Source organism: Spirosoma terrae (assembly GCF_010435915.1).
Classification (GTDB): Bacteria; Bacteroidota; Bacteroidia; order Cytophagales; family Spirosomataceae; genus Spirosoma; species Spirosoma terrae.
Genome location: NZ_JAAFZH010000009.1, coordinates 44110 through 69395 on the forward strand (window position 1 = coordinate 44110; position 25286 = coordinate 69395).

General features: G+C 48.2%; 22 protein-coding genes. 17 read left to right on the forward strand and 5 right to left on the reverse strand.

Annotation, left to right across the window (positions count from 1 at the left end):
• Nucleotides 1-11: 11 nt before the first annotated feature.
• From GK108_RS18890 to GK108_RS18905, 4 genes are all read right to left on the reverse strand, one after another.
• Complete coding sequence (locus GK108_RS18890; RefSeq protein ID WP_163951956.1) at nucleotides 12-1316, reverse strand: hypothetical protein; 1305 nt, start codon at nucleotides 1314-1316, stop codon at nucleotides 12-14.
• A 23-nt stretch (nucleotides 1317-1339) separates the two neighbouring features.
• Nucleotides 1340-2152 (reverse strand): carbohydrate ABC transporter permease, encoded by an 813-nt coding sequence (locus GK108_RS18895; RefSeq protein WP_163951959.1) that lies wholly within the window; start codon nucleotides 2150-2152, stop codon nucleotides 1340-1342.
• 15 nt (nucleotides 2153-2167) lie between these two features.
• Nucleotides 2168-3019 carry a carbohydrate ABC transporter permease gene (locus GK108_RS18900; RefSeq protein ID WP_163951961.1) on the reverse strand — a complete coding sequence of 284 codons (852 nt, stop codon included), beginning with the start codon at nucleotides 3017-3019 and terminating at the stop codon, nucleotides 2168-2170.
• 61 nt (nucleotides 3020-3080) lie between these two features.
• Nucleotides 3081-4358: an extracellular solute-binding protein gene (locus GK108_RS18905; RefSeq protein WP_163951962.1), complete on the reverse strand. Its 1278-nt coding sequence runs from the start codon at nucleotides 4356-4358 to the stop codon at nucleotides 3081-3083.
• A gap of 198 nt (nucleotides 4359-4556) precedes the next feature.
• Here GK108_RS18905 and GK108_RS18910 point away from each other — a divergent pair, with 198 nt between their 5' ends.
• Nucleotides 4557-6464, forward strand: coding sequence for a DNA polymerase III subunit gamma/tau (locus tag GK108_RS18910; RefSeq protein ID WP_163951965.1), 1908 nt, complete (start codon nucleotides 4557-4559; stop codon nucleotides 6462-6464).
• An 88-nt stretch (nucleotides 6465-6552) separates the two neighbouring features.
• Here the strand turns inward: GK108_RS18910 and GK108_RS18915 are convergent, their stop codons facing one another.
• Nucleotides 6553-7665 carry a tetratricopeptide repeat protein gene (locus GK108_RS18915; RefSeq protein ID WP_163951967.1) on the reverse strand — a complete coding sequence of 371 codons (1113 nt, stop codon included), beginning with the start codon at nucleotides 7663-7665 and terminating at the stop codon, nucleotides 6553-6555.
• 102 nt (nucleotides 7666-7767) lie between these two features.
• On the opposite strand from GK108_RS18915, the gene GK108_RS18920 reads away from it, so the two are divergent.
• The 16 genes from GK108_RS18920 (at nucleotide 7768) to GK108_RS18995 (ending at nucleotide 25276) form a co-directional block, all read left to right on the forward strand.
• Complete coding sequence (locus GK108_RS18920) at nucleotides 7768-9015, forward strand: M16 family metallopeptidase (RefSeq protein WP_163951969.1); 1248 nt, start codon at nucleotides 7768-7770, stop codon at nucleotides 9013-9015.
• Nucleotide 9016: 1 nt separating this feature from the next.
• Nucleotides 9017-9496, forward strand: a complete 480-nt coding sequence (gene ispF / locus GK108_RS18925) for a 2-C-methyl-D-erythritol 2,4-cyclodiphosphate synthase (protein ID WP_163951971.1) — start codon at nucleotides 9017-9019, stop codon at nucleotides 9494-9496.
• An 18-nt stretch (nucleotides 9497-9514) separates the two neighbouring features.
• Nucleotides 9515-10645, forward strand: a complete 1131-nt coding sequence (locus GK108_RS18930; protein WP_163951973.1) for an amidohydrolase family protein — start codon at nucleotides 9515-9517, stop codon at nucleotides 10643-10645.
• Nucleotides 10646-10817: 172 nt separating this feature from the next.
• A complete protein-coding gene (locus GK108_RS18935; RefSeq protein WP_163951975.1) occupies nucleotides 10818-11918 on the forward strand; it encodes a mandelate racemase/muconate lactonizing enzyme family protein in 1101 nt (366 codons plus the stop codon).
• Nucleotides 11919-11926: 8 nt separating this feature from the next.
• Nucleotides 11927-12487 carry a GNAT family N-acetyltransferase gene (locus GK108_RS18940; protein ID WP_163951977.1) on the forward strand — a complete coding sequence of 187 codons (561 nt, stop codon included), beginning with the start codon at nucleotides 11927-11929 and terminating at the stop codon, nucleotides 12485-12487.
• 52 nt (nucleotides 12488-12539) lie between these two features.
• Nucleotides 12540-13820, forward strand: a complete 1281-nt coding sequence (locus tag GK108_RS18945; protein ID WP_163951978.1) for a serine hydrolase domain-containing protein — start codon at nucleotides 12540-12542, stop codon at nucleotides 13818-13820.
• 53 nt (nucleotides 13821-13873) lie between these two features.
• Nucleotides 13874-14515, forward strand: a complete 642-nt coding sequence (locus GK108_RS18950) for a cysteine hydrolase (protein WP_163951980.1) — start codon at nucleotides 13874-13876, stop codon at nucleotides 14513-14515.
• 171 nt (nucleotides 14516-14686) lie between these two features.
• Nucleotides 14687-15721 carry an L-rhamnose/proton symporter RhaT gene (rhaT, locus tag GK108_RS18955; RefSeq protein ID WP_163951981.1) on the forward strand — a complete coding sequence of 345 codons (1035 nt, stop codon included), beginning with the start codon at nucleotides 14687-14689 and terminating at the stop codon, nucleotides 15719-15721.
• 141 nt (nucleotides 15722-15862) lie between these two features.
• The gene (locus GK108_RS18960) at nucleotides 15863-16603 is read left to right on the forward strand and encodes a (Fe-S)-binding protein (RefSeq protein WP_163951983.1); all 741 of its coding nucleotides are present in this window, start codon (nucleotides 15863-15865) and stop codon (nucleotides 16601-16603) included.
• A gap of 9 nt (nucleotides 16604-16612) precedes the next feature.
• On the forward strand, nucleotides 16613-18001 hold the full coding sequence (locus GK108_RS18965) for a lactate utilization protein B (RefSeq protein ID WP_163951985.1): 1389 nt from the start codon (nucleotides 16613-16615) through the stop codon (nucleotides 17999-18001).
• Nucleotides 17994-18584, forward strand: coding sequence for a LutC/YkgG family protein (locus GK108_RS18970; protein ID WP_163951987.1), 591 nt, complete (start codon nucleotides 17994-17996; stop codon nucleotides 18582-18584). Before GK108_RS18965 ends, GK108_RS18970 begins: the two co-directional genes overlap by 8 nt.
• A 435-nt stretch (nucleotides 18585-19019) precedes the next feature.
• Entirely contained in the window at nucleotides 19020-19283 is a 264-nt protein-coding gene (locus tag GK108_RS18975) for a hypothetical protein (protein ID WP_163951989.1), read from the forward strand.
• A gap of 364 nt (nucleotides 19284-19647) precedes the next feature.
• Nucleotides 19648-21576 carry a LysM peptidoglycan-binding domain-containing protein gene (locus GK108_RS18980; RefSeq protein ID WP_163951990.1) on the forward strand — a complete coding sequence of 643 codons (1929 nt, stop codon included), beginning with the start codon at nucleotides 19648-19650 and terminating at the stop codon, nucleotides 21574-21576.
• 140 nt (nucleotides 21577-21716) lie between these two features.
• Nucleotides 21717-23294 carry a serine hydrolase domain-containing protein gene (locus tag GK108_RS18985; protein ID WP_163951992.1) on the forward strand — a complete coding sequence of 526 codons (1578 nt, stop codon included), beginning with the start codon at nucleotides 21717-21719 and terminating at the stop codon, nucleotides 23292-23294.
• A 121-nt stretch (nucleotides 23295-23415) separates the two neighbouring features.
• Complete coding sequence (locus GK108_RS18990) at nucleotides 23416-24462, forward strand: aminopeptidase (protein ID WP_163951994.1); 1047 nt, start codon at nucleotides 23416-23418, stop codon at nucleotides 24460-24462.
• A gap of 25 nt (nucleotides 24463-24487) precedes the next feature.
• Nucleotides 24488-25276, forward strand: coding sequence for a DUF3108 domain-containing protein (locus GK108_RS18995; RefSeq protein ID WP_163951996.1), 789 nt, complete (start codon nucleotides 24488-24490; stop codon nucleotides 25274-25276).
• Nucleotides 25277-25286: the final 10 nt, after the last annotated feature.

The following is a 25286-nucleotide window of genomic DNA, read 5'->3' on the forward strand; positions in this document are numbered from 1 at the left end:
CCGGCCTGTTTCTAGTTGTATTTTTTCAATGCGTTAATGGCCTCTGGGTATTGTTCCAGCCGCTGAAATGCCCAGAGAGATTCAATGGTCGATTCAGCTCCTGAATTGTAGTTCACTTTTCCAGTTGCCCCGATGCCATCATAACCACGGCCAGTTGCTACGTCATACATAATCGCTTTAGCAACATTATTTCCCAGAAACCAGCTTGCCAACTTCCCGGCCAGCTCAGCGTATTCAGGCTTTTTAGTTTGTTCGTAAGCCTCCAGCGAAGCCCAGATCATTGGCCTGATGCCATAGGCGATTTGCGAAAAACGGCTGGTTCTGACCGGTTCCATCCCCTTCTTCGTTGACCTCACCTCAAATGACTCCAGAAATCCCTGCCGAAGCAGATACGGATAAAAATGGTCTATCTCACGACGGGCAGCCGCCACCCATTCTGGTCGATTAAGCGCTTTCCCGACACGTAGCAACGCATACGACTGATCACTGGCGTAGGCGTGCCAGTTATTCTCAAAGCTCAATATGGCTCCATATGGGAATCGATTCTTATCGCCATGCTGCATGGACAGAATTCCTTCACCCAGCGCATCGATCAGTTTCAGCAAATCGAGAGTGGGATGTTGCTGGTAAATAGTATTCAAGCTCAGCAACATAATGGCCGCCTGATCGGTACCTGAACCAAACGGCAGCCAGCCCGGCACTCGCACGCCTTTAACAACCTGATACGTCTTCGGCTGGCTGCCATAATCACGTAGCATATTGGCCACCAGCTTTTGTGTAGCAGCCTGAATACGATCTGCCAGTTCAGCCTCTCTTTTCTGGTAGTACGGCTTCGCTTCTGTCAGTAGCCACATTGCCCGCCACGACCAGAAGTTCGGTTCTGCTACGCTTGTCCGAAATGTTTTGTTAATCGTGCGGTCTGGCCAGAGAAAATTATAAAAATACCCCGCCCCGGCCTCCTGGTCGGGGGCTTGTAGCTGTAACACAAACTCGACCATCGTCCGCAGCTTCGTTTGCTTATCCTGATTCATATCAATGTCAGGCTCTCCCAGCAGAAACAGACCTGCGCGCGCTACGTCATCGATGCACGTAAACCCTTCGTCGGCGTCGGTAACCAGATGATAATCCGGGGCTTCGCTGTAAATAGCGATCGTGCCGACGTCAATACCGCTCGTTTTCAGTTGAACACTCTGATAGAGATGGTTCAGATGAGACAAATTGACGTATCGGGGTGTAGTCCGCTGAGCCAACGAATTACTCGCATTCCAGAAGAGCACCAAGAAAAAAACAAAAAGCAAACGTACCAAAGAAACCATAACGCCAATGCTAAACAGACAAGCTAATCTTTAAGCCCCGAAGACGCCATACTACGTATGAAGTGCTTCTGGAAAAACAGATATAAAACAACAATAGGAATCGCCAGCATCACGGCCGCAGCAATCTTAACGCCCAACTGCCCTTCAGCCCGGCCACCCACCGAAAACAAGGTGACCAGTTGAGGCATCGTCATGGTCGATTCATCGCGAATGACGATCAGTGGCCAGAGCGCTTCGTTCCACAACCCCATAAATGTTAGAATGGTAATGGTCAGCACCGTCGGAAAAATATTCGGGATGAGTACCTGAAAAATGATTCGAAGCTCCCCCGCTCCATCGATCCGGGCCGCGTCAATCAGAGCCTGTGGCAAACTTTGAAACGCCTGCCGAAATAAAAGCACCGACAAGGAATTGAGCGCGAAGGGAACAATCAGGGCCAGGTACGTATCGACCCAACCTAGTTTCACCATGGTGATATAGTTCGGAATCAGTGTGATCTGAAAGGGCAGGGTCATTGTAAAGATGATCAGGTAGAAGATTATGTTTTTGCCCACGAAATCGAGACGGGCCAGCGCGTACCCAACCATAGCCCCGGATAGTAGGACCAGACCCGTAGTCAACACAGCCACCAGCGCACTGTTCAGGAAGGCCCGATCCAATGGAATTTTTGTGAATACCGTTACGTAGTTGTTCCAGGTGAAATCGACGGGCAGCAGGGTTAGCTCGCCTAAACTACTTTCCGACGATAGCGACGCGCTCAGCATCCATATAAACGGGTAGATGAACGACAAGGCGGCCAAAACCAGAAGCGAATATTTCAGGATCGTCTGAAGCATGATACAAAAGATGGTCTAGACTTCCTGTTCAACGTAACGGCGCTGGATGATCACCACAAACAGAATAATCAGCGCAAAGCAAAACCCTAACGTAGCGGAATACCCCATGTGGTAGTACTGAAAGGCCTGCCGATAGATATACATCACTGCCGACAGTGTCGTGTTCATAGGCCCTCCTTCCGTCATGATATACGGCTCCACAAAGAGCGAAAAACCACCTATGGTCGACAGCACCACCACCGTAAAAATTGTAGGATTGATCATCGGTAAAGTAATATACCGAAACTTCTGCCAGTTAGTCGCTCCTTCCAGATCCGCTGCTTCGTAGAGTTGCACGGGCACCGATTGAAGACCTACTAAAAACAAAATAATATACAGGCCAACGTTTTTCCAGGTTGCCATCACCGCAATAGAATACATAGCTACAGCCGGATCATCGAGCCAGGCGACACGGGCCATCCCGACAGTCGTCAACAGGCGGTTCAGAATACCTGAATTGTAGCTCAGCAACTGCTGCCACAGAATGGTAACGACAACGCCGGATACGATGACCGGCAGAAAAAAAGCAGCTCGAAAAAAGGAAGCCCCCCGAACAGTTCGATTCAGTAATTCAGCCAGTGTCAGCGCGACCAAAATTTGCAAGGGTATATGTACAATCAGGAAACGTACGGTATTCCAGACAGCCTGCCAGAACAGTCGATCATGAATCAGATGCCGGTAGTTGGCAAGACCCACATACTTCATGGGGGAAATAATATTCCAGCTGTGAAAAGTCAGCACTACCGAAAATACAACCGGAAACGCCACAAACACCGAAAAGTGCAGCAGATAAGGCGAAACCAACAGATAAGGCATCCACTTTTTCATCGTGATCGAATGATTCGCTGATTGAGTAACTGGCTAGACCGACACGTATGCATTTATTCTCTCAATTTGTGCCCAGTAACACATCCACTGCCCTTGCCGCATCAGCAATAGCCGCTTCAGGCGTTTTTTTATTAAAAATGACACACGCTTCGTATTCCTGTGAAATAATATCAAATACCTCAACAATGACTTCGCAATTATCAACTCCTTTAATGTAGCGGGACTGTTGGGCAAATGGCTTCAGACGAGGATTGTTGGCGAGGAACGTAGCAAAAAACGGATCGGTGTCTACGTGCTTACGGCGGGGAAACTGGTTGGTCAGTTCCATCAACTGCCGATCCCCTTCTTTATCAATGAGCGTTTTCACGAACTCCCAAGCCGTTTGAGGATCACGGCAGGTGTTGAAAATGACGATATTCTTCGGATCGCCGTAGGTATACACTGGCCCCTGATGTCCATCGGGCACCGGCATGGTATAAATTCCATAGTCGAAACCAGGATCTTTGAATTTATCCAGAAAGCTCACCGTCCATGGACCCGTAAACTGCGTAGCGATACGTTGCGCCAGAAAAGGATCGCGGGTTGCCGAGAGCCGCTCCCTGGCAAAATAATCATTCTTATACAGCGTCTGTAGAAACCTGAACACCTCAATAGCGTACTGATTGTTAAAAGCAGCTTTGTTGTTCTTGATGAGGGGGGCGCCGTTAGAAGCCGCCAGATACAACGGGTAAAAATTGAACAGGCGTTGATACCAAATGGCTTTCACTTCGGTATAGCCCAGCCACTGATCGACATACCCATCTCCGTTTTTATCCTGTCTGAACTGGCGGCCTGCCTCCAGATACGTCGAATAGGTATAGGGAGGCTGTGCACTACGTAGTGCGCTGAGAGCCGGAATATTACAAAACAGCATAATCGGATTTACTTTCCAGGGCACCTGATAGATATGGCCGTCGGATGAGGTAATTTCCCGAATCACGGCACTGTCGCACCGAGCCGCAATAAACTCTCGAAATCCCGTTAACGTATCCAGCGGAATCAGAACGCCTGCCTTGGCATACATCTCAACATTACCCTGCCACATGTTGGCATAAATGTCGGGTGTTGTCTTGCCAACAACTGACGCCAGAATAATCTCTTCGCTCGACTGCCCTTCTGGTATCGGCTGGTAACGTAGTGGTTTATCAGGATGTAGCTTTTTCCAACGTTCGGTTTGCTGTTGAGCAAATGTAATTTCACCCGCATTGTTGGAGCACCAGAACGTGATAGGTTGATCGGTAGACTGCTCACGGTGGCAGCTACTAATCAGCACACTTACGAACAGTAAGCGAAAAATCATACGCTATCGTTAATTGGCATTTACTCAAAAACCCCATAATAATACAAACAAACCTACAAATAATCGTGGACAACGGCCTTTTATGACCTACAAACCCTATCCGAATAGCAATCTGTCTTTTTTAGGCTTAGTGGGCCACGAATCAGAATCCGTCTACTTCTCCGTTTGAAATCCGGACCGACCTTGCTAACTTTGAGTATGGAAAATTTCGTGGTCTCGGCCCGCAAGTACCGCCCTGCTACTTTTGATACCGTTGTTGGGCAGGAGCACATTACTACCACCCTTAAAAACGCTATCAAGACCAATCATTTAGCGTCGGCGTTTTTATTCTGTGGGCCGCGCGGAGTGGGCAAAACCACCTGTGCCCGGATTCTGGCCAAGACAATTAACTGCCAAAACCTGACTCCTGAAGGAGAAGCCTGCGATACCTGCGAATCGTGCGTTAGCTTCAAACAGAATGCATCGTTCAACATTCACGAGTTGGATGCGGCATCGAATAACTCCGTTGAAGACATCCGAAATCTGATTGATCAGGTTCGTTACCCACCCCAGTCAGGTAAGTATAAGATTTATATTATTGACGAGGTTCATATGCTCTCGTCGGCGGCTTTCAACGCCTTTCTGAAAACGCTGGAAGAACCTCCCTCCTACGCGATTTTCATTCTGGCCACGACCGAAAAGCATAAGATTCTGCCAACCATTCTGTCGCGTTGTCAGATTTTCGATTTCAATCGAATTCAGCCCCAGCATATTGCCGACCACCTGGCCCGAATTGCTGAAAAAGAAAACATCACGGCCGAAACCGAAGCCCTGGACCTGATTGCTCAGAAAGCAGACGGTGGCCTTCGGGATGCCCTATCGATGTTCGATCTGAACGTAACGTTTGCCGCCGATCGGATTATTCGGTACAAGGAAGTGCTGGATAACCTGCACATTCTGGATTACGACTATTATTTCAAGCTTACTGACCTACTGCTGGCTGGCAACCTGCCTCAAAGTCTGCTGACGGTCGATGAGATACTACGAAAAGGGTTCGATGGCCACCAGTTCGTGGTCGGTTTATGCCGGCACTTCCGCGATTTGCTGGTCTGTAAGGATGCCGCCACCGTTCAATTACTCCAGGTAACCGAAAACGTCCGTCGGCAATACCTCGACCAGTCGGCTCACGCGCCGATGTCATTCCTGCTGTCGGCCCTTAGTCTGGGCGGCCAGTGCGACATGAATTATAAGCAGGCCAAGGACCAGCGGTTGCATATTGAGCTTTGGCTGATGAAACTGGCTAACCTGCGAAACCTGCTTGACTGGAATGCTTTGCCCGACAACGTCGATAAGGTAGCGCCGGTAACTAGTAGCCGCCCCGCTGAAAGTATTGCTACCGGCCAGCCAGCCGTCGAAAAAAAAAACGGTCAGCCAGTCCAGAGCAGTCCATCCCCGTCTGATTCCGGTCATCAACTGGCCGAAAGTCAGCCCATCACCAGCGAGCCCGTAACCAGTTACCAAACGAACGTAACGAACGGCTCGCCAGCGAATGGTGTCGTTTCGGCTACTCCACAGGCGCCCGTACATGGAGCTAACGGCACGACGACGAAAGCACTGCCGCCCAAGCAGCCTATTCCTGCGCCGGTACGTCCACCGGGTAGCAAGCTACGTTCTACCCTATCGCTGAACGCCAGCGTAGCGGCAGGTCCTTCGACCGACACCGCCGAAGTAGCTTCCTCGTTTAACACAACTCGTGTTGATAAGGCATTCAATCTGGATGATTTACAGGATGTCTGGTCAACATTTGCCCGCATCCGTAAGCAGCAGAACGACATTACGTCGGAGCAGGTTGTTCTTAACAGAGAGCTGACGCTTGACGGAACCACCGTTCATTTAACGCTCGACAATACGTTGCAGGTCGATTTCCTGAACGAATTGAAGCCTGATTTACTGGGCTACCTGCGGAAAGAACTTCAGAATAGCCAGATACAGATTGAACATAAAGTGGTGATTCAGGAAGTCAAGAAGATGATTTACAGCTCGCAGGACAAATTCAACTATCTGGCCGAAAAGAACCCTGCCCTGCACGAACTACGAAAAGTACTCAATCTGGAAGTCGACTACTAACCGGGATTTAACGGATAAAGGGATAACAGCAAAATCTGTTGTTATCCCCTTATCCGTTAAATCCCGCAGATTCTGACAGCGGTTCTGATTATCGATACGCTTTAGCCTCCCGAATCAGCGATTTGTATTCACTCACTGCCAGCGCTTTCTTGTAGAACATTTTGGCTCGATTTCGGTCATTAGCTCGAGCAGCGATCCGTGCAATTCCGGAATAGGCAAAGCCGTGGTATTCCTTCGTATAAGCTTCACTAAAAGGAAGTTTCAGCGCTTTTTCGTAGAACGCTAGCGCGTCTTTATCGTTTTTCTCATCATATTCAGCCAGCATTCCCTCGAACGTATTGACGGCCAGAGGTACCAGCTTGTTCGACATTTTCTTCAATTGCTCTACGTAGGGTCTGGCTTCGGCGTAACGACCCGACAAGAGTAGAGCTTCCGCATTGATCATTCCGAACAGTGGATTGTTGGGATATTTATCAGCCAGATATTTCGTGTATGTAGAAGCCCGGCTGGGATTCATCTCGTGCTTCAGGTAAATATGCGCCAGATAGTAATTAGCCACAGGCCGCATAAATACCGACTTTTTACTTGCTATGTCGATTTGTTTCAATCCCTGCGCCATATCGCCATCCTGAAAGAAAAGCATAAACGGTTTCACGACCGAATGATCCATTGGATAACGTTCGATGTAGTAATTGTAAAGACCCGACGTAAAATAAAAATCAGGAGTCTTGTTAACCAGTGTAAAACCCGATTTCAGATAACTATATGCTTTTTTAGACTCCCCAACGGCCTTCAGCGCATCGCCCCGATTGTTATATAACGACGCCAGATAACTATGAGCGGTTAATGCGAAAAACACCCCTTCAGGATCATCTTCGTTTTTATCTAGCATAGGCTTGGAAAGTGCCAGCCCGCGCTCGGCGGCCTGAATAAACTGCGCCGTAGCCGCTTTATTCTCATGTAATGGCAAGTACTGAAGCTCCAGTTGAGTAGCGCGCAGAATCGGGCCGATTGGGTGCTGCGGATACCGGGTCTGAATTTGTTTGATCATCCCTTCGGCTTCGGCAAAATCGCAGTTGTACAGATTATCGAGCGTTTTCAATACCGTCTGCTGAAAAGATGGATCGTTCATCACCTGCGCTCGGCTAACCAGCGATAAGCACAGACTAGTAAAAAGAAAGAATAGGTATTTCAAGGCCATTACCATTTATGTGATGAACCATCGTTTGATTCTATACAAGCCGAAACGTACTTTTGTTAACAGCGTATTATCTAACGATAGCTATACGCAAAAGTTTTATCTATGATTCATTACGAACAGTTCGTACTCAATAATGGCCTGCGCGTATTTGTCCACGAAGACGAATCGACTCCCATTGCAGCCGTTAATATTCTTTACAACGTAGGTTCACGCGACGAAGATCCAGAAAAAACGGGATTTGCTCATTTATTTGAACACCTGATGTTTGGCGGTTCCCGGCACATCCCTTCGTACGATGAACCCCTGCAAAAAGTAGGTGGCGAAAATAACGCCTTCACTAGTCCAGATATCACCAACTATTACATTACCCTTCCGGCGGCCAATCTGGAAACGGCGTTCTGGCTCGAATCGGACCGGATGCTGAGCCTGTCGTTCGATCCGCAGGTGCTGGATGTGCAGCAGAAGGTGGTCATTGAAGAATTCAAACAGCGCTATCTGAATCAGCCATATGGCGACGTCTGGCTCAAGCTACGTCCACTGGCTTACCAACAACACCCGTATCGCTGGGCAACGATCGGCAAAGACATAAACCATATCGAAAACGCTACGTTGGACGACGTAAAAGACTTTTTCTTCAAGTATTATCTGCCCAACAATGCCGTTCTAGTCGTGGCGGGCAACGTAACGGTTGAGCAGGTCAAACAGCTATGCGCTAAGTGGTTTGAACCTATTCCGGCAGGACCGCAGTATATCCGGCAACTCCCCACGGAGCCTATTCAGACCGAAGCCCGCAAGCTCGAAACATCGGCGAAGGTTCCGTTGAACGGCTTGTACAAAGCCTACCATATGCCAGGTCGCTTTGAGCCAGGTTTCCATACCGCCGATCTCTTGAGCGATATGCTTGGACGTAGTAAATCATCGCGGCTCTACCAGAAACTACTGCGCGATAATCCCCTCTTCAGCAACGTTGGGGCATATATTACGTCGTCTATCGATCCGGGGTTGCTGGTTATTCAGGGAACGCTCAATAGTGGCGTAACCCTCGAAGAAGCCGATGCAGCTGTAGAGGCCGTCGTTCAGGAATTTATCGATCAAACTGTATCGGAAGAGGAACTGGCGAAAGTAAAAAACCAGGCCGAAGCAACACTCGCTTTTTCTGAAGTTGAGCTGCTGAACCGGGCTATGAACCTTGCCTTCGCAGCCAATGCGGGCAACCCCGACCTGGTTAATCAGGAAGCGGCCCACATCCAGGCCATTACGTCCAACGACATCCAGGCTATGGCGCAGCAGGTGTTACGTAAAGACAATTGTTCAACGCTCTATTATCGGGCTGACGCATCGGCGGCATAGAATGAAAATACGCGTAGGACAAGGGTATGATGTGCATCGCCTGGAAGAAGGGCGTGCTTTCTGGCTGGGCGGTATTCAGATTCCCAGTACGTTCGGGCCGGTTGGCCATTCCGATGCCGATGTGGTCTGCCACGTACTGTGCGATGCGCTGCTGGGAGCCGCCAACATGCGTAACATCGGCTACCACTTCTCAGATAAAGACCCGCGCTGGAAAGGCGTAGACAGCAAACTTCTGCTGGCCGAAGTGCTACGTATGGTACGGGGCGCAGGCTACGAGATTTCAAACGTCGACGTAACGGTCGTTTTGCAGGAACCCAAGCTTAACCCACATATCCCGGCCATGAAAGCGTGTCTGGCCGACGTAATGGCCATCCCGGAAGACGACATTTCCATCAAAGCAACCACTTCGGAGCATATTGGTTTTGTGGGCCGGGGCGAAGGCATTGCCGCTCATTGTGTGGCTCTTATCTTTAAGGATTAGTTTACTACAACCGCTTGTATGAAAAGCCTGATTTACCTCCCTGTTTTCCTGTTGGCAGGCGTAGTTGCCTGTGGTCAGCCCAAACCGACTCAACCCGATATGCCACTCGGCTTTGAAGAGTACGATCCGGTTTCGACGCTGAAAGTACCCGAGCACAAACTGACCCGCTCGAAGTATCCGTTTATTGACGTGCACAACCATCAGTATCAGATGGATCGTGAAGACCTGAGCAAGTTAATTGCGCAGATGGACGATCTGAACATGGGGTTAATGATCAATCTAAGCGGTCGGGGTTTCAGCAACAGTGAAGCGGAGAGCACCAAGTTTTTCGACAACGCTCTGGCTAACATTCAGAAAAGTAATCCAAAGCGATTGGCCTTGTTTACGAACCTCAATTTTAGCAATGTCGACGATAAAAACTGGACGGCTATAGCCGTCAAAACCCTGGAGGACGACGTAAAAAAAGGGGCTCATGGACTAAAAATCTATAAAAACCTAGGTTTCAACGTTAAAGACGATAAAGGAAAGCGAGTCCGGGTTGATGATCCGCGTCTTGATCCGGTCTGGGCTAAATGTGGTGAGTTAGGCGTTCCGGTACTGATCCACACGGCCGATCCTAAATCCTTCTGGGACCCAATGGATCGGTATAACGAGCGTTGGCTGGAATTGAAACTGCACGGTGGCCGGAAACGGTCGGCCAACGATCCGGTGCCCTGGGAACAACTGATTGCCGAACAGCATAATGTGTTCAGAAAGCATCCGAAAACCAAGTTTATTGCCGCTCACATGGGCTGGTTCCCAAATGATCTGCAAAAGCTCGACAGCTTGATGACTGTTTTCCCAAACATGAATGTTGAAATTGGGGCCGTTATCGCCGAACTAGGCCGCCAGCCCAGAGCGTCGCGTAAATTCTTCGAAAAATACCAGGATCGGATTCTGTTTGGCAAAGACAGCTGGGTTCCTTCCGAATATGCTACGTATTTCCGGGTGCTGGAAAGCGACGACGAGTATTTTCCATACCACAAAAAATACCATGCTTTCTGGCGTATGTACGGCATGGCTCTCCCCGACGAAATCCTGAAAAAAGTCTATTACAAAAACGCGCTACGTATCATTCCGGGCCTCGACAAGAGCCAGTTTCCTAATTAACGTAAAAAGTTAATTTCCCACAGAGACACGGAGGCCACAGTGAGTTGATTTAGTATAATCGATACCTCCGTGTTCTCCTTGTCTCTGTGGGAAATAATCAACAGTAAGTTTACTTACTTAATAACTCTTCTTGGGGCTACCAACTTCAGGTTCTTTTCGCTCCTCTGTAAAAATGAAAATCACCAGAATCAACCTGTACCGGTACGATATTTCGCTTAAAGCACCCATTGCTATCTCGCTGGGAACGATTGAACACGCTCGCAATATGTTGGTCGAAATACAGACGAATGAGAGCATCACGGGCTGGGGCGAAGGCTCACCATTCTGGATGATTGCCGGTGAAACACAGTCCTCGGGATTAGCAGCCGCTCATGATATGGCACGGTTGCTCATCGGTCGAAATCCGCTGGATATCGAGGGGTGTATTAACGCATTAGTACGTTATTTACCCGCTCACCCAACCACCCGCTCGGCCTTCGATATGGCCTTGTATGACCTGGCAGCTAAAGCAGCCCATATGCCACTCTACCAGTTTCTGGGTGGCGAAAAACGGGCGCTCGTAACCGACGAAACTATTTACATCAATACGCCTGAGCGGATGGTGGCCGACGCGCTACGTATCAAAGAAAAAGGCGCGGAAGCGATTAAGGTAAAATTAGGAACGAATCTGCGGGATGATATAGCCCGGATAGAGGCCATTCGGGAAGCGATTGGCGACGAAATTCCTATCCGGACAGATGCCAATCAGGGTTGGGACACTATTACGGCTCAGGCCGTGCTACGGGGTATTGGCGACTGGAACGTTCAGTATTGCGAGCAACCCATTAAGCGTCACGATATTGCCGGGCTACGCCAGATTCGGCAACACGTAGCGGTCCCGATTATGGCCGACGAAAGCCTGTTCGATGCCGCCGACGCCATCCGACTGGTACGCGAAGAAGCTGTCGATTATTTCAATATCAAGCTATCGAAAAGTGGGGGTATTTTTGAGGCTTTAAAGATCAATGCCATTGCCGAAGCCGCCGGTATTCCGTGTATGATCGGCTGTATGTCGGAGTCGCGGCTGGCGCTGACGGCCAATGCTCATTTCGCAGCGGCTCGGCAGAACGTACGCTTTTGCGATCTGGACGGCTGTTTCGAACATGCCGACGATCCGGTTTACAATGGCATAACCTATAACGGCTATCAGATTGAGCTACCCGAACTGCCCGGAATCGGGGCCGAGGTCGACTCTGCTTTCCTGGCTCAATCTGAGCGTATTAGCATCGCTTAACTGACTACATGATTTCGATTACTACTGTCCAGTCCGATACCGACGTACGCGGCATTCTGGCTCTACAACAAAAAAATCTGCGCAAAAATGTCTCCCTCGACGTTCAGGTCGATCAGGGGTTTGTAACGGTTGAACATGACCCGGCCGTGCTTACCCGCATGAATCAGGCGGCTCCCAGCATCATTGCCAAAGATGGCGATACGGTTGTCGGTTACGCGCTGACGATGCTTCCTCAATTCGGGAGTGATGTTCCAGAGCTGCTCCCCCTCTTCGATTTAATTGATACGCTAACGTATCAGGACAAACCGTTACGTTCCTACAACTGGTACGTAATGGGTCAGGTTTGTGTAGCAGACGGTTATCGGGGCCAGCGGTTGTTTGACCGAATGTATGATCACCACCGGGAAGTGTATAGTACTACGTATCAGCTCCTGATCACGGATATTTCCGCCAATAACGTCCGTTCGCTACGTGCCCACGCCCGCGTCGGTTTTGAGGCAATACACGAATTTCATGATCCGGCTATCGGCGAAACCTGGGTGGTTGTTGCCTGGGATTGGGGAAAGTAGAAAATAAATAGCTTGTCGTTTTCACCAGTATAAATGACAAGCTATTCAACCAATGCGTTTACTCCTCCTACTTACTTTTATTACTCCATCACTTTTTGCCCAATCACCCCAGACCTTCACAATCCCTAAATCGGCTACCGAAGCTGGTTTCTCGGCCGATCGGCTAAAACGACTCGATACCTGGCTGCAGGGTTTGATTGATCAGGGCATTGCCCCCAATGCTGTTACGTTCGTAGCGCATAAAGGCAAAATTGTTCATTATAAAGCGTTCGGGTATAAGAATCTGGAAAGGGAAATACCCCTGAAACGCGACGATATGTATCGGATTGCCTCGCAGTCGAAAGCAATTACGACCGTTACGTTGATGACGTTGTATGAAGAGGAGAAATTTCTGCTCGATGATCCTATTTCGAAATACATTCCGGCCTTTAAAAATCCCAGGGTGCTGGTTAAATACGACAAAAACGATCCGACTGGCGGCTCTTATGAAACACGTCCGGCCAAAGGAGAAATCACCATCCGACAGTTACTTAGCCACAATGCAGGCTTACCCTATGAGCATCCACTCGACAAACGGCCAGAATTTAACGTGTCCTTTTTTAATTCGTTAGCGGCTGATAAGCTCGAAAATGCGATTAATAAATTGGCGAAACGCCCGTTGCTACGTGACCCCGGCAGCGATTCGACCGGAGCCGGATTTACGTATGGCCTGAACACCGACATCATTGGTCGACTCGTTGAAATACTATCCGGCAAACCCCTCGACGTTGCCATGCGCGAACGCGTTCTGACGCCACTGGGTATGAACGATACGTACTTTTATCTTCCCGATACGAAAGCCAGTCGATTGGTTGAACTATACAGCAAATCGAGCATGGATAAGCCATTGACACTCCACACCAACGAAGCGTATCGCCATTCATCGACAACAGGGGCCAAAACGTATTTTTCGGGCGGAGCGGGCTTGATCAGTACGGCCGAAGACTACGCTAAATTCGCTCAGATGCTATTGAATGGCGGACTGTTCAATAACCAGCGTATTCTGGGTAGAAAGACGGTTGAGATGATGCTACGTAACCAGATAGGTGCTGCCGAGGTGTGGGATCGGAAAGACAAATTCGGATTGGGAGTGCAGTTGATCACCGAAAATTCGCGCTATGGCGATCAGGCGTCACCGGGCTCCTTCGGCTGGGGCGGCATGTATTGCTCCGAGTTTACGGTCGATCCTAAAGAACAGCTTGTTATGGTGATCTTTACGAATGTACAACCATACGCGTATTACAGCGATTTCGTCAGAAAATTCCGGATTGCTGTTTATCAGGCATTAGAGTAAACACGCGGTTGGCTCTCCTTTCGTTATCATATCGTTATCAACCCCAACTAGCTATGAATCCGCAAAAAACCGCTGTTGTTCTGATCGAATATCAGAATGATTTCACCTCGCCGGGAGGTAGTCTGCACGACGCTGTCAAGGGCGTTATGGCGTCAACCAATATGCTCCAGAACACGATTGAGCTGGTTCAGAAAGCCCGCGAAGCCGGAGCTGTGATCATTCATTCGCCCATTAGCTTTCAGGAAGGTTATTTTGAAATTACTAAACACCCATACGGTATCCTGAAAGGAGTTGTCGATAGCCAATCGTTTCGCAAAGGATCGTGGGGTGTCGAAATCGTGGATTCGATGGCTCCTCAACCGGGCGATATTGTGCTGGAAGGAAAACGCGGATTAGACGCGTTCGCTAGTACCAATCTGGACTTTATTCTACGTAGCAAAGGGATTGAAACCATTGCCTTGGGCGGATTTCTGACGAATTGCTGCGTGGAATCAACCATGCGTTCGGGTTATGAAAAAGGCTTTGAAGTGATTACGCTCACCGACTGTACCGCTACGTTGAGTGAAGAGGAACAAACCTTTGCCTGCACCAAGAATTTTCCCATGTTTTCTAAACCTATGGCGCATGATCAATTCCTGGACGAACTGACGGGCGAAACCGTCCACGACGTTGAAACAAGAGGCTATTCGGCCTAATCGTTTACAGCCCTAAAAGGTTGCCCCTAACTTTTTAGGGCTAATTGCTTTCTGGACGTAGGAAAGAGCAGGAAAGTTGTATCAGGAAAGAATATCAATTTTACAAACCACTTTTTCTCCCCCAGGAAACAAGTGGCCCAAGCCCTCGAAAATGCCCTAAACCTTTTACTTATGAATGCTATTCTGGGAGTTTTTTATCATGCTGTCGGTGGGTTTGCTTCCGGCAGTTTTTATTTGCCCTTCCGTAACGTTAAACAATGGTCGTGGGAAAGTGCCTGGATAGTGGGTGGTGTAGCCTCATGGATTATTGTTCCCTGGGTTATGGGCAGCCTAACCGTTAACGGGCTGATACCCAGCATTACGTCGGCCGATAGCAGCACACTTTTCTGGACATTCTTTTTCGGCGTTCTCTGGGGTATTGGGGGCTTAACCTTCGGATTGACCATGCGTTATCTGGGTATATCACTCGGCATGGCGGTCGCTCTCGGCTTTTGTTCCGCGTTCGGCACACTTGTGCCACCCATCTGGGAAGGTAAAACCGATATGCTCCTTCACACGCGAACCGGCCATTTCACCTTGGGTGGTGTTGCCATGTGTTTAGCGGGTATTGCCGTTTGTGGCTGGGCCGGCATGCTTAAAGAAAAAGAACTCAACCCCGAACAGCAAAAGGCAACCGTGGCCGAATTTGATCTGCGAAAAGGAATTATTGTTGCTACAGTTTCGGGAATTCTAAGTGCCTGCTTTGCCTTCGCACTGGCGGCCGGTCGTCCGATTGCGCAACAGGCCGTTTCGAACGGAACCGACCCACTCTGGCAGAATAATGCGATCTATCCCGTGTTGATGTTTGGCGGCTTTATCACCAATTTTATCTGGTGTATGATTCTGAACCGGCGGAATAAGTCCTTCGGCGACTACACAGATAGTCAGACTCCTTTGCTACGTAATTACGTCTGGGCGCTTCTGGCCGGAACAACCTGGTATTTTCAGTTCTTCTTCTACGGCATGGGCGATAATTATCTTCCCGATGGCATCCGGTTCGCAGGCTGGACCATGCACATGGCTTTTATTATTACGTTCAGTACCCTCTGGGGCTTGATTCTTTGGGAATGGCGGGGCGCCAGCCGCCGTACCTATGGTGTTGTCTTTGCCGGGTTGTTCCTGATTGTACTATCAACCGTACTGATTAGTCTGGGTACACAATCCTAATTGTTTTTTGAGAGGATTAACAAGATTGACGGGAAACTAAAAAGAGTACGAATAAAATCATGTTAATTCTGTTAATCCTGTCGGGAAAGAACCGATTTCCAGACGGGCATCGTTATTTTCGTAAGTGAATAGTTGTAGAAGATGAACGTAGGCTTATTTATTCCCTGTTACGTCGATCAGTTTTATCCGAAAGTAGGCATTGCCACTTTACGATTGCTCGAATCTCTCGGCGTCAATGTCATTTTCCCTATGGAGCAGACCTGTTGCGGCCAGCCTATGGCCAACTCAGGTTTCCAGAGCTTGTCGGTGGGCTGCGACAGGAATTTTATCCGAAATTTTGCGAATTGCGATGTGGTCGTGGGCCCTTCGGGAAGTTGTGTTCTTCATCTTAAAGATCACTTACATTCCGACGAAAACCCCGCCGAAGCAACCCGGCTACGTAACAACGTCTATGAACTTTGCGAGTTTCTGACCGATGTTCTGAAAGTCAGCGAATTGCCTAAAGCTCGTTTCCCGCATCGGGTAGGCTTGCACACCAGTTGCCACGGTCAGCGCGGACTCCACCTGTCGTCAATGTCGGAATTGATGGCGCCAAAGTTTTCCAAGCCAGAAACTTTGCTACGTATGGTTGACGGACTTGATCTTATTCAGCTATCGCAGCCCGACGAATGTTGTGGGTTTGGCGGTACGTTCTGCGTATTCGAAGAGGCTGTTTCGTCCAAAATGGGGAAAGACCGCGTGGCTGACCACCTCCGACACGGTGCCGAAGTAATTACGGGTGGCGACATGTCGTGCCTGATGCAGTTAGAAGGCGTGTTACGTCGTCAGAAAGCGCCCGTCCGGGTGATGCACATTGCCGAAATTCTGACGGCCGAAAATTAAATCAACTTTATGAAAACGGCTTCACCTAAACATGCCACAGCTGCGGAAACGTTTGTCCGCGACGAAGAGAACACAGACTGGCACAACGAAACGCTGTGGTTCGTACGTAGCAAGCGCGACCGGGCAGCCCAAACAATACCTGAGTGGGAAGCCTTACGGGAACAGGCATCCCAGATTAAAAACCATGCGCTGTCGAACCTGGATAACTACCTGATTCAGTTGGAAGAAAACGCCCGCCGAAACGGAATTACAGTTCACTGGGCGGCTAACGGCGACGAACATAACCAGATCGTTTACGATATTCTTCGGAAACACAACGCAACCAAAATTGTCAAGAGCAAATCGATGCTCACCGAAGAGTGCCATTTGAATCCGTTTTTGATTAAACAGGGCATCGAGGTCATCGATACAGACCTGGGCGAGCGAATCATTCAGCTCCGGGAAGAGCCGCCCAGCCACATCGTGATGCCGGCTATTCACCTCAAGAAGAAGCACATCGGCGATTTATTCCATAAACACCTCGGCACTGACGCTGGCGCTGACGATCCACAATACCTGACCGAAGCAGCCCGTATCCACCTGCGGCAGAAGTTTCTGATGGCCGATGTAGCCATTACGGGCGTAAACTTCGCCGTTGCCGAAACGGGTGGCTTCGTTGTCTGTACTAACGAAGGGAACGCAGACCTTGGCGTTCATCTATCTAAGGTTCACATTGCCTGCATGGGCATTGAAAAAGTAATTCCGAAGGCCGAGCACCTCGGTGTATTTCTTCGTTTACTGGCCCGATCGGCTACCGGACAAGCCATAACGACCTTCTCCAGCCATTTTCAAAAGCCTGCTCCCGGTCAGGAAATGCACCTGGTCCTGGTCGATAATGGTCGGACGCGTCAGTTAGCCAGCCCCGACTTTCGGAACTCGCTGAAATGTATCCGTTGCGCAGCCTGCATGAATACCTGCCCGGTATACCGACGTAGCGGAGGCCATAGCTATCATTCGGCTGTGGCTGGGCCAATTGGCTCTATTCTGGCCCCAAATATCGATATGAACGAATACGCCGATCTGCCGTTTGCTTCAACGCTTTGCGGATCGTGTTCCAATGTATGTCCGGTGAAAATCGATATCCATCAGCAACTCTATAAATGGCGGCAGGTTTTGGGGGCTGCCGGAGCCGTTGAGCCAGCTAAAAAAGTAGGAATGGCCGGCATGGACGCCTTGTTTAGCCGTCCCTGGTTATATCGTTTTGCTGGCAGAGCTGGCCGCTGGCTTATGCAAACCTTCCCGTCACTGGCCAATAAGCCGGGCTTAAATCCGTGGGCTATTCACCGCGACATGCCACAACCTCCCGAACAAAGTTTCCGCGACTGGTACGCGCAACAAAACAAAAAAACGAATGGCTGAAACGAGCACACGTGATACAATCTTAGCAGCCATCCGGCGCGGTAAACCTGATCTCTTGCCTTTGCCCGATCCGATTGGCTTCCCTCCCAACATTACGCCCGACAACCTCGTCGAATCGTTTATGACGATGGTAAAAACAAACGGCGGCCGAGCTATTCGGGTATCATCCATGGATGAGGCTAAAGCGTTTCTGGCAACCGATTATGACCTGAGTTTGCCGGTGCTGAGCCATGTGCCGGGCCTCGACATAAGCAACTTCACCCCCGCCGAAGAACTTCGGTTACTGGATACGCTACATCTGGTTGTACTGGAGGGAATCGTTGGCGTGGCCGAAAATGCAGCTATCTGGGTTGACGAAGCGGCTATGGGCATTCGGGTTTTACCATTCATTACGCTTAATCTATCGATTGTCATTTCAGAGAAAAATCTGGTTGGCAACATGCATGAAGCGTATCCCCGAATCGATACCAGCGTAGGCTTCGGAACATTTATTGCCGGACCCTCGAAAACCGCCGATATCGAACAGTCGCTCGTGATCGGGGCGCATGGGTCAAAGACCTTAACTGTATTCATTATGGAATAACACAACCGCAAACAAGCAGGGTAACGTACTGAAACACTTTTTTATAGGTAAAGTCATTATCCTGCTTGTCCACCAGTAGCCAATGTTGCTATTCCGCGCTACGTTAAAGACTGAGGTGCTACGCATTCTTCCTCAATAACTAAGAAGCTTAGCCAAAAGCAAGCTATTCGATCACTACTGTTGATTTTAGTACTACACAAACTCCACATAGTATTTTTATTTTCAATCTAAAATCAATCCTATTTACATAATAAAATAAATAAAAGACATAACAATACCGCTACATCTATCTTTTTACACCATCCACCACTACATTCTATAAAGTAAGATATAATTCTTTCTAAAAAGTAAGCATAATTATACTTATACTTGAAGGCGATTAGTCAGTATTGTGACTACCGAACAAGTAACAAATATTCTCTATCTTACTATACGATGACGAATGTCAACTACCTCTTCCTCACCAAAGCTTACTCTAAAGCTTTACAGAGCAGCCCAGAGCAAGACACTTTTTATCAATTTGAAAAAGATTGGGTTTCCAGACGTCCCGATAAACTCCCGCCTAACATAGTACGAGCAGATCGACAACAAAGTACAAGCGTCGTAGCTAAAAAACATAGTCTGGGGCTGGATGGCAATGAGCTACACCTTTATCGCTCCCCGCTTTTATCTATAGGAACAATTGGCTCTATTGTCTGACCATTTAGTAGCAAAAGTCAACTTAACCAACTGGTTACCAGCCCGAATCAATTCCAGATTTATGTATTAGTCAACATCTTCTGCAAGCCCTAATCGTCACTGGCCTGCCTAAAAAGCAGCGCCAACCGAGCCGATCAGCTACGGATGATGGCAATATGCTGTAAAGCACTTTTAGTACCTATAGCTAACTCCAAAGGTATGTAGCTGAAGGGTTTTTGCTTGGCTATACGGCTTCTATCTGAACCCACTAGCGGTTATTGGGATTGGTAGACGCCTGGCATGTTTTCCGGTAGTTATGAGAATCACCCCTTCCAGGCCTTGGCTTATCCGTTTCTTATTGACATCATTTCCTCTACAAATCCACATGGCTACATCCTATACATCCTCAATAGGAATCTGCAAAAAAGTATGGCTTCTTTCCGTGTTTTTGACCAGCGGATGGGCTACTTTATTCGTTTCACAAGCTGCATTAGGCCAGGCTGCCCCCAACATTCCATTTGATATTGAATTTGCCGGTGTTACGGTTCATTTAACCCAGAATAATCAATTAAAGGTAAAAGAAGAAGTAGAAAAGCTCTACGCTAAACGGTCAGTTGTTACATCCTACGTCTACAGCATTCAGCAATTAGCTCCTTTACTCAATCCGTTGCTCAGGGCATCCAATATCCCTCCCGATTTCATACATGTAGCTCCCATTTTTCCGGACGTAAATTCTGTCGGTTATTGGGGAACCTCACTTAGCAAAGGGCATCAGTTAAAACTAACGTCCAATGGGCAGATTGATGAACGGTTGCATCCGCTAGTCTGCACCCAAGCGGCTTTGCGAGACATTGATTATTGGCATCGAATACGAAAAAATTATGTTGCTTCTTTACTGGACTATCTGAATATCAATGGCGACTCATCAGTCCCGGATCGGCTTAGCGCATACTACATCATGCCTAATGCTCAAAGCTCCTCCTTATTCTGGAAAGTAATTGCCCGTAAGCTGGTTTTCGACCATGAGATGGCCACAAACCAAAAACCGGCTCAATATATCTTGTACGAATACAAGAACGGAGGGGGAAAAACACTTCAGGATATTGCACAGCAGTTGCAGGTTAGCGCGCAGCAGGTCATCACCTACAACACCTGGCTGCGTACCAGCCGGATACCGACCCAGACTCCATATCCCGTTATTGTTCAACTCACCCCTAGCGAATTCACCTATGCTTTGTCGGGTGAACGGCAACTATCAGCTAAACAGACAAACCAACTGACCGACATTGGCTTCCCCATAGTAAAGAAGAGTACAGAAAAAGGAGAAGGACTGCGGTCAGCCGCTACTTACTACTCGATCAACGGCTATCGGGGCATTCAGGCTCAAAACTGCGATAATGTTATTACCCTATCCTTTTTAGGCAAACTGTCAGTCAATACATTCTTAAAATACAACGACCTGACAGCTACCAGCGTCATCAGCCCAGGAACCATATACTACCTTGAACCAAAGGCGAAACGAGCTAAGGTCCCCTTTCATATCGTTCAGAACGATCAAAGCTTACGATCCATTTCGGCTATGTACGGCGTAAAAATTAAATCGTTGCAGAAGTTCAATCACGTTAAAGCCACGCAGCGATTACAGACAGGACGTGTTCTTTGGCTACAGCGGAAACGGCCAACCGGAAAAGCGTTTGAATATATTCAACAAGTCGACACGGAAAATAACCAGTCTGCCCCGGAAGAATCAACGCCAGAAAAGGTAGACTTACCTACCCAATCTGTTGATGATAGTACTACTATAATTACAGAACTCTCTGACGAAACGCGGCTCTCCTATAAGCCATTGAACACAAATGAGACAAACACAGCAGCATTAAGTCCGGAGTCGGAACTAGATCCAGACGATACAATCGTGGAAGAAACCCCCAAAGACCCTATGCTTTATCATTGCGTTGTAGCGGGCGAAACATACCACGCAATAGCCAGACAACACGCTGTAACGGTCCAGCAACTCTATAGCTGGAATAATAGAACCGCTAGCAGTCCCCTAAAAACGGGCGATATGTTATTGATCCAAAAACAGTCACCCACTCCATCAAAAGCCGATTCTTCTGGGAAGCCCAGTACCGATGTTGTTCGCCTTTCCGACATAGATTCATCCCAATACTTGTTTCATCATACTGTAAAACCAGGCCAGACCCTGTATCGGATTGCCCTGATCCATAAAGTAGCCGTCAAGGATCTCATGAACTGGAATCATTTATCGAACTACACCATTGAAGTTGGTCAGCAGCTCATAATCCGCAAATAACCCGCGCATGGATAGCTAGTGGTGGACTCCTGTCGCAGAAGAGCCGATATGACGGTTCTATCCATACACTATTCAAAGGCCAATAGCAGGAGAATTAGATCCCTTTCTGCTTTTGCTTCCAGACGTTTATTTTCAAGAATATGCAGCTCAATCGCAGGCTCTTTCTAAAACAAATCGGTTTTGGTGCCGCTGGCATTGGCCTCCTGACTTCGCTACCATACGATAGCTTCGCTAAAACCGCTACAAAGCTCGTTCGTAGTACACCCGAATCACAAGGGATGTCATCAGCCGACATTCTGAATTTTCTGAATGCGGTTGAACAGCAAAAGCTTAATCTACACAGCGTGATGGTGCTACGTAACGGTAACGTAGTAACCGAAGGCTGGTGGGCGCCTTATGCGCCTGACCTGAAACACACGCTGTATTCGCTGAGCAAAAGCTTTACGTCGACGGCGGTTGGTTTAGCCGTAGCCGAAAAACGGTTAACGGTCGAAGATAAGGTTATCAAATTCTTCCCCAATGACCTGCCTGCTACGGTAAGCGACAATCTGGCCGCTATGCGGGTGAAAGATCTGCTAACCATGTCGACAGGTCACGATAAAGAGCCTGCCGTCCGGTCAGAAAAGAATTGGGTCAAAGCCTTTTTAGCCCAGCCCGTTGAGCATAAACCCGGAACATTTTTTCTCTACAATAGCATTGCTACGTACATGCTCTCCGCTATTGTTCAGAAACTCACTGGCCAAACCATCCTGACTTATCTGAAACCTCGTCTTTTCGACCCGTTGGGCATCGAAGGCGCCGATTGGGAGGTCGACCCACAGGGCATCAATACGGGTGGTTGGGGACTCCGGGTCAAAACCGAAGATATTGCCAAATTTGGTCAGCTTTATTTACAGAAAGGCGTCTGGAGTGGTAAGCGCCTTATTGCCGCCAATTGGATTGAGAATGCCACCAAATTCGAGATACAGTCGAAAGGAGGCTCTCGGCCGAAAGAAGAAAACGATTGGCTGCAAGGCTACGGCTATCAGTTCTGGCGCTGCCGGAACGACGCTTACCGGGGCGATGGCGCCTATGGTCAATATTGTATTGTGATGCCCAAAGAAAATATCGTGGTGGCCATTACCAGCGAGACCGCCGATATGCAGGCCATTCTGGACAACGTATGGAAGCACATTCTTGGGGCCGCAAAAGGCAAAACACTGCCTGCCAACACGAAAACCCAGGCCGAACTGAAGCAGAAACTGGCGTCTCTCGCACTGCCCCTTCAGCAGGTAGCCTCAACGTCGCCAATTGTCGCTCAGATCGATGGAAAAACCTTCAGCATCGCTGACAATTCGTTACGTATCAAAACCGTATGGCTCAACTTTGGGAAGGATGGCGGTATTTTCAAACTCGAAGATGATAAAGGCGAGCACCGAATCAACTGTGGCATGGGGCGCTGGATTGAAAAAGAAACGGATCTGTCATCGCTACCACTTAAATTAACCCCAACCATCATTCCGGGCGAGACAAAAACCAAAATAGCCTCCAGCGGTACCTGGACCGATCAGAACACCTTCGTTCTGACCGTCCGTTTCATCGAAACGGCCCACTACGAAACCATTACCTGCCACTTCGATCAGAACAACGTAACGGTCGAATTCAAAAAGAGCCTGGCTATTCTGAACGCAGCCCTCAAAGATGATCGACCCGTTTTGCACGGGCAGTTATTGGCATAAGCAGGAATTCCTCAAACAAACAGTGAGTAGTAGACAGTTACCGTATGTAAACACTGTCTGCTGCTCGCTGTTTTGTATCCACGGTATCTTGTATGTTTGTAATCAGAATTGAGTCGAGTGTATGTGGAAAAAAATCGGTATAGGGGTCTTGCTGATTTTAGTTGTCCTGGGTATATGGCAGCATGAACTGGTGAGCTACGGCTGGATGCAGGCACGTGGTCAGGTACGAATCCTGTGGAATACAAAACCTGTCGACGAAGTCCTGGCAGATCCGACGTATCCCGATTCACTAAAACAAAAAATAGAACTTATCCGCGAAATTAAGCGTTTTGCTATAGATTCTCTCGGGCTCGACAAGTCGGGTAGCTACGAATCTTTTTACGATCAGCATGGTAAGCCAATCCTCTGGGTTATCACGGCAGCAGAACCCTATCAACTTGTTGCCCGTCAATGGAATTTTCCAATACTAGGTACTTTTTCGTACAAGGGTTTCTTTGAAAAAGACCGGGCAGACTCAACGGTTTCTGACTTGAAACGAGAAGGTTATGATACGCGTACAGGCGAAGTATCGGCCTGGTCAACATTAGGATTTTTGAATGATCCCATTCTGTCCAGTTTTCTGGATAGGCCCGTTGGTAGTTTGGCTGAATTAATTATTCATGAGCTAACGCACGGGACATTATTTATTAAAAATAGTTTAGAGTACAACGAGAACCTGGCTGATTTTGTAGGGGAATATGGGGCACTGCGTTTTCTTGCCCAGAAGTATGGAAAGGACTCAATGCCCTACCGCAATTACCTGGCAACGAAAGCATTTTATGAACGCTATGACGATCATATTCTGCGCGGAACCCATTCTCTCGATAGTTTATACCACACATTTAAACCGTCGACCCCTATTCCAGTCAAAGATTCGTTGAAGTGGGATGTGATTCGGCAGATTGTTGTCTCCTCAGACACAATTACCGACGAACGTAGTGACCAAACGACTCGTTCAATAAAAAAACGACGTTTAGAAAAACTAAACCTACCGAACAATGCGTATTTTATTGGTTATCTGACGTATCGGAAGCAACAGAATCGCTTCCGGCAGGAGTTCGAAAACCAGTTCAAAGGAGATTTTAAGCGATACCTGACATACCTAAAACAAACCTATCCATCCCTGTAAGGGTCTTAGTAGAGATGGCAGAATTATGAAGAAATTATTGATAAGCATCGGTATTCTTTTTGTTCTAGGCAGTGGTTTTACAGCCCTGAATACGTATCGACGTGTAGTAAATACTAGTTTTGGCCCCGGCGAACACCTCGAGTATCGTGTCCATTACGGGTTTATCAATGCGGCAGAAGCTGTTGTTGACGTCAGCCCTACCCTTTACAAAGTCAATGACCGGCCTTGCTATCGCGTCAATGTGGACGGCCGAACCGTCGGTGCTTTTGACCTGGTCACCCGCATTCGCGATACCTGGCGTTCGTACATTGACACGTCGGCTATCTTACCCCAGAAGTTTTACACAAACCTTCAGGAAAACAACTATCGTAAGGAGGAAAACATTACGTTCAACCACGAAGCCAATACGGTAAAAGCCGAAGAACGCACGGAGAAAGATGTATTTAAAGTCCCGGATAATGTCCATGATCTGATTAGTGGTTATTATTTTCTGCGGACTATCGACTTCAGCAAACTCGCTTCCGGGCAGGTAATTGAGGTTCCTGCTTTCTACGACGATACCATTTACAATATGAAAGTGCGGTATCGCGGAAAAGACGTAATAAAAACAAAGCAGGGCCGAATTAACGTTCTGAAATTGAACCCCGTTCTACCTCAGAACAAGCTATTCAAGGACGAAGAATCAATCCGGATTTTTGTTTCGGACGATACTAATAAAGTCCCCGTCAAAGTGGAAGTTGACCTCTGGGTCGGCTCGATGGTTATGGACCTGAAGAAAAATAGCGGCCTTAAACAACCGCTGAAGTTTCAATAAAAGCCTTTTA

What these genes read in the sequence shown, in the direction of transcription:
- GK108_RS18890 (WP_163951956.1), bottom strand. Translation starts at nt 1,316, where the DNA reads ATGGTTTCTTTGGTACGTTTGCTTTTTGTTTTTTTCTTGGTGCTCTTC.
- GK108_RS18895 (WP_163951959.1), bottom strand. Translation starts at nt 2,152, where the DNA reads ATGCTTCAGACGATCCTGAAATATTCGCTTCTGGTTTTGGCCGCCTTG.
- GK108_RS18900 (WP_163951961.1), bottom strand. Translation starts at nt 3,019, where the DNA reads ATGAAAAAGTGGATGCCTTATCTGTTGGTTTCGCCTTATCTGCTGCAC.
- GK108_RS18905 (WP_163951962.1), bottom strand. Translation starts at nt 4,358, where the DNA reads ATGATTTTTCGCTTACTGTTCGTAAGTGTGCTGATTAGTAGCTGCCAC.
- GK108_RS18910 (WP_163951965.1), top strand. Translation starts at nt 4,557, where the DNA reads ATGGAAAATTTCGTGGTCTCGGCCCGCAAGTACCGCCCTGCTACTTTT.
- GK108_RS18915 (WP_163951967.1), bottom strand. Translation starts at nt 7,665, where the DNA reads ATGGCCTTGAAATACCTATTCTTTCTTTTTACTAGTCTGTGCTTATCG.
- GK108_RS18920 (WP_163951969.1), top strand. Translation starts at nt 7,768, where the DNA reads ATGATTCATTACGAACAGTTCGTACTCAATAATGGCCTGCGCGTATTT.
- ispF (WP_163951971.1), top strand. Translation starts at nt 9,017, where the DNA reads ATGAAAATACGCGTAGGACAAGGGTATGATGTGCATCGCCTGGAAGAA.
- GK108_RS18930 (WP_163951973.1), top strand. Translation starts at nt 9,515, where the DNA reads ATGAAAAGCCTGATTTACCTCCCTGTTTTCCTGTTGGCAGGCGTAGTT.
- GK108_RS18935 (WP_163951975.1), top strand. Translation starts at nt 10,818, where the DNA reads ATGAAAATCACCAGAATCAACCTGTACCGGTACGATATTTCGCTTAAA.
- GK108_RS18940 (WP_163951977.1), top strand. Translation starts at nt 11,927, where the DNA reads ATGATTTCGATTACTACTGTCCAGTCCGATACCGACGTACGCGGCATT.
- GK108_RS18945 (WP_163951978.1), top strand. Translation starts at nt 12,540, where the DNA reads ATGCGTTTACTCCTCCTACTTACTTTTATTACTCCATCACTTTTTGCC.
- GK108_RS18950 (WP_163951980.1), top strand. Translation starts at nt 13,874, where the DNA reads ATGAATCCGCAAAAAACCGCTGTTGTTCTGATCGAATATCAGAATGAT.
- rhaT (WP_163951981.1), top strand. Translation starts at nt 14,687, where the DNA reads ATGAATGCTATTCTGGGAGTTTTTTATCATGCTGTCGGTGGGTTTGCT.
- GK108_RS18960 (WP_163951983.1), top strand. Translation starts at nt 15,863, where the DNA reads ATGAACGTAGGCTTATTTATTCCCTGTTACGTCGATCAGTTTTATCCG.
- GK108_RS18965 (WP_163951985.1), top strand. Translation starts at nt 16,613, where the DNA reads ATGAAAACGGCTTCACCTAAACATGCCACAGCTGCGGAAACGTTTGTC.
- GK108_RS18970 (WP_163951987.1), top strand. Translation starts at nt 17,994, where the DNA reads ATGGCTGAAACGAGCACACGTGATACAATCTTAGCAGCCATCCGGCGC.
- GK108_RS18975 (WP_163951989.1), top strand. Translation starts at nt 19,020, where the DNA reads ATGACGAATGTCAACTACCTCTTCCTCACCAAAGCTTACTCTAAAGCT.
- GK108_RS18980 (WP_163951990.1), top strand. Translation starts at nt 19,648, where the DNA reads ATGGCTACATCCTATACATCCTCAATAGGAATCTGCAAAAAAGTATGG.
- GK108_RS18985 (WP_163951992.1), top strand. Translation starts at nt 21,717, where the DNA reads ATGCAGCTCAATCGCAGGCTCTTTCTAAAACAAATCGGTTTTGGTGCC.
- GK108_RS18990 (WP_163951994.1), top strand. Translation starts at nt 23,416, where the DNA reads ATGTGGAAAAAAATCGGTATAGGGGTCTTGCTGATTTTAGTTGTCCTG.
- GK108_RS18995 (WP_163951996.1), top strand. Translation starts at nt 24,488, where the DNA reads ATGAAGAAATTATTGATAAGCATCGGTATTCTTTTTGTTCTAGGCAGT.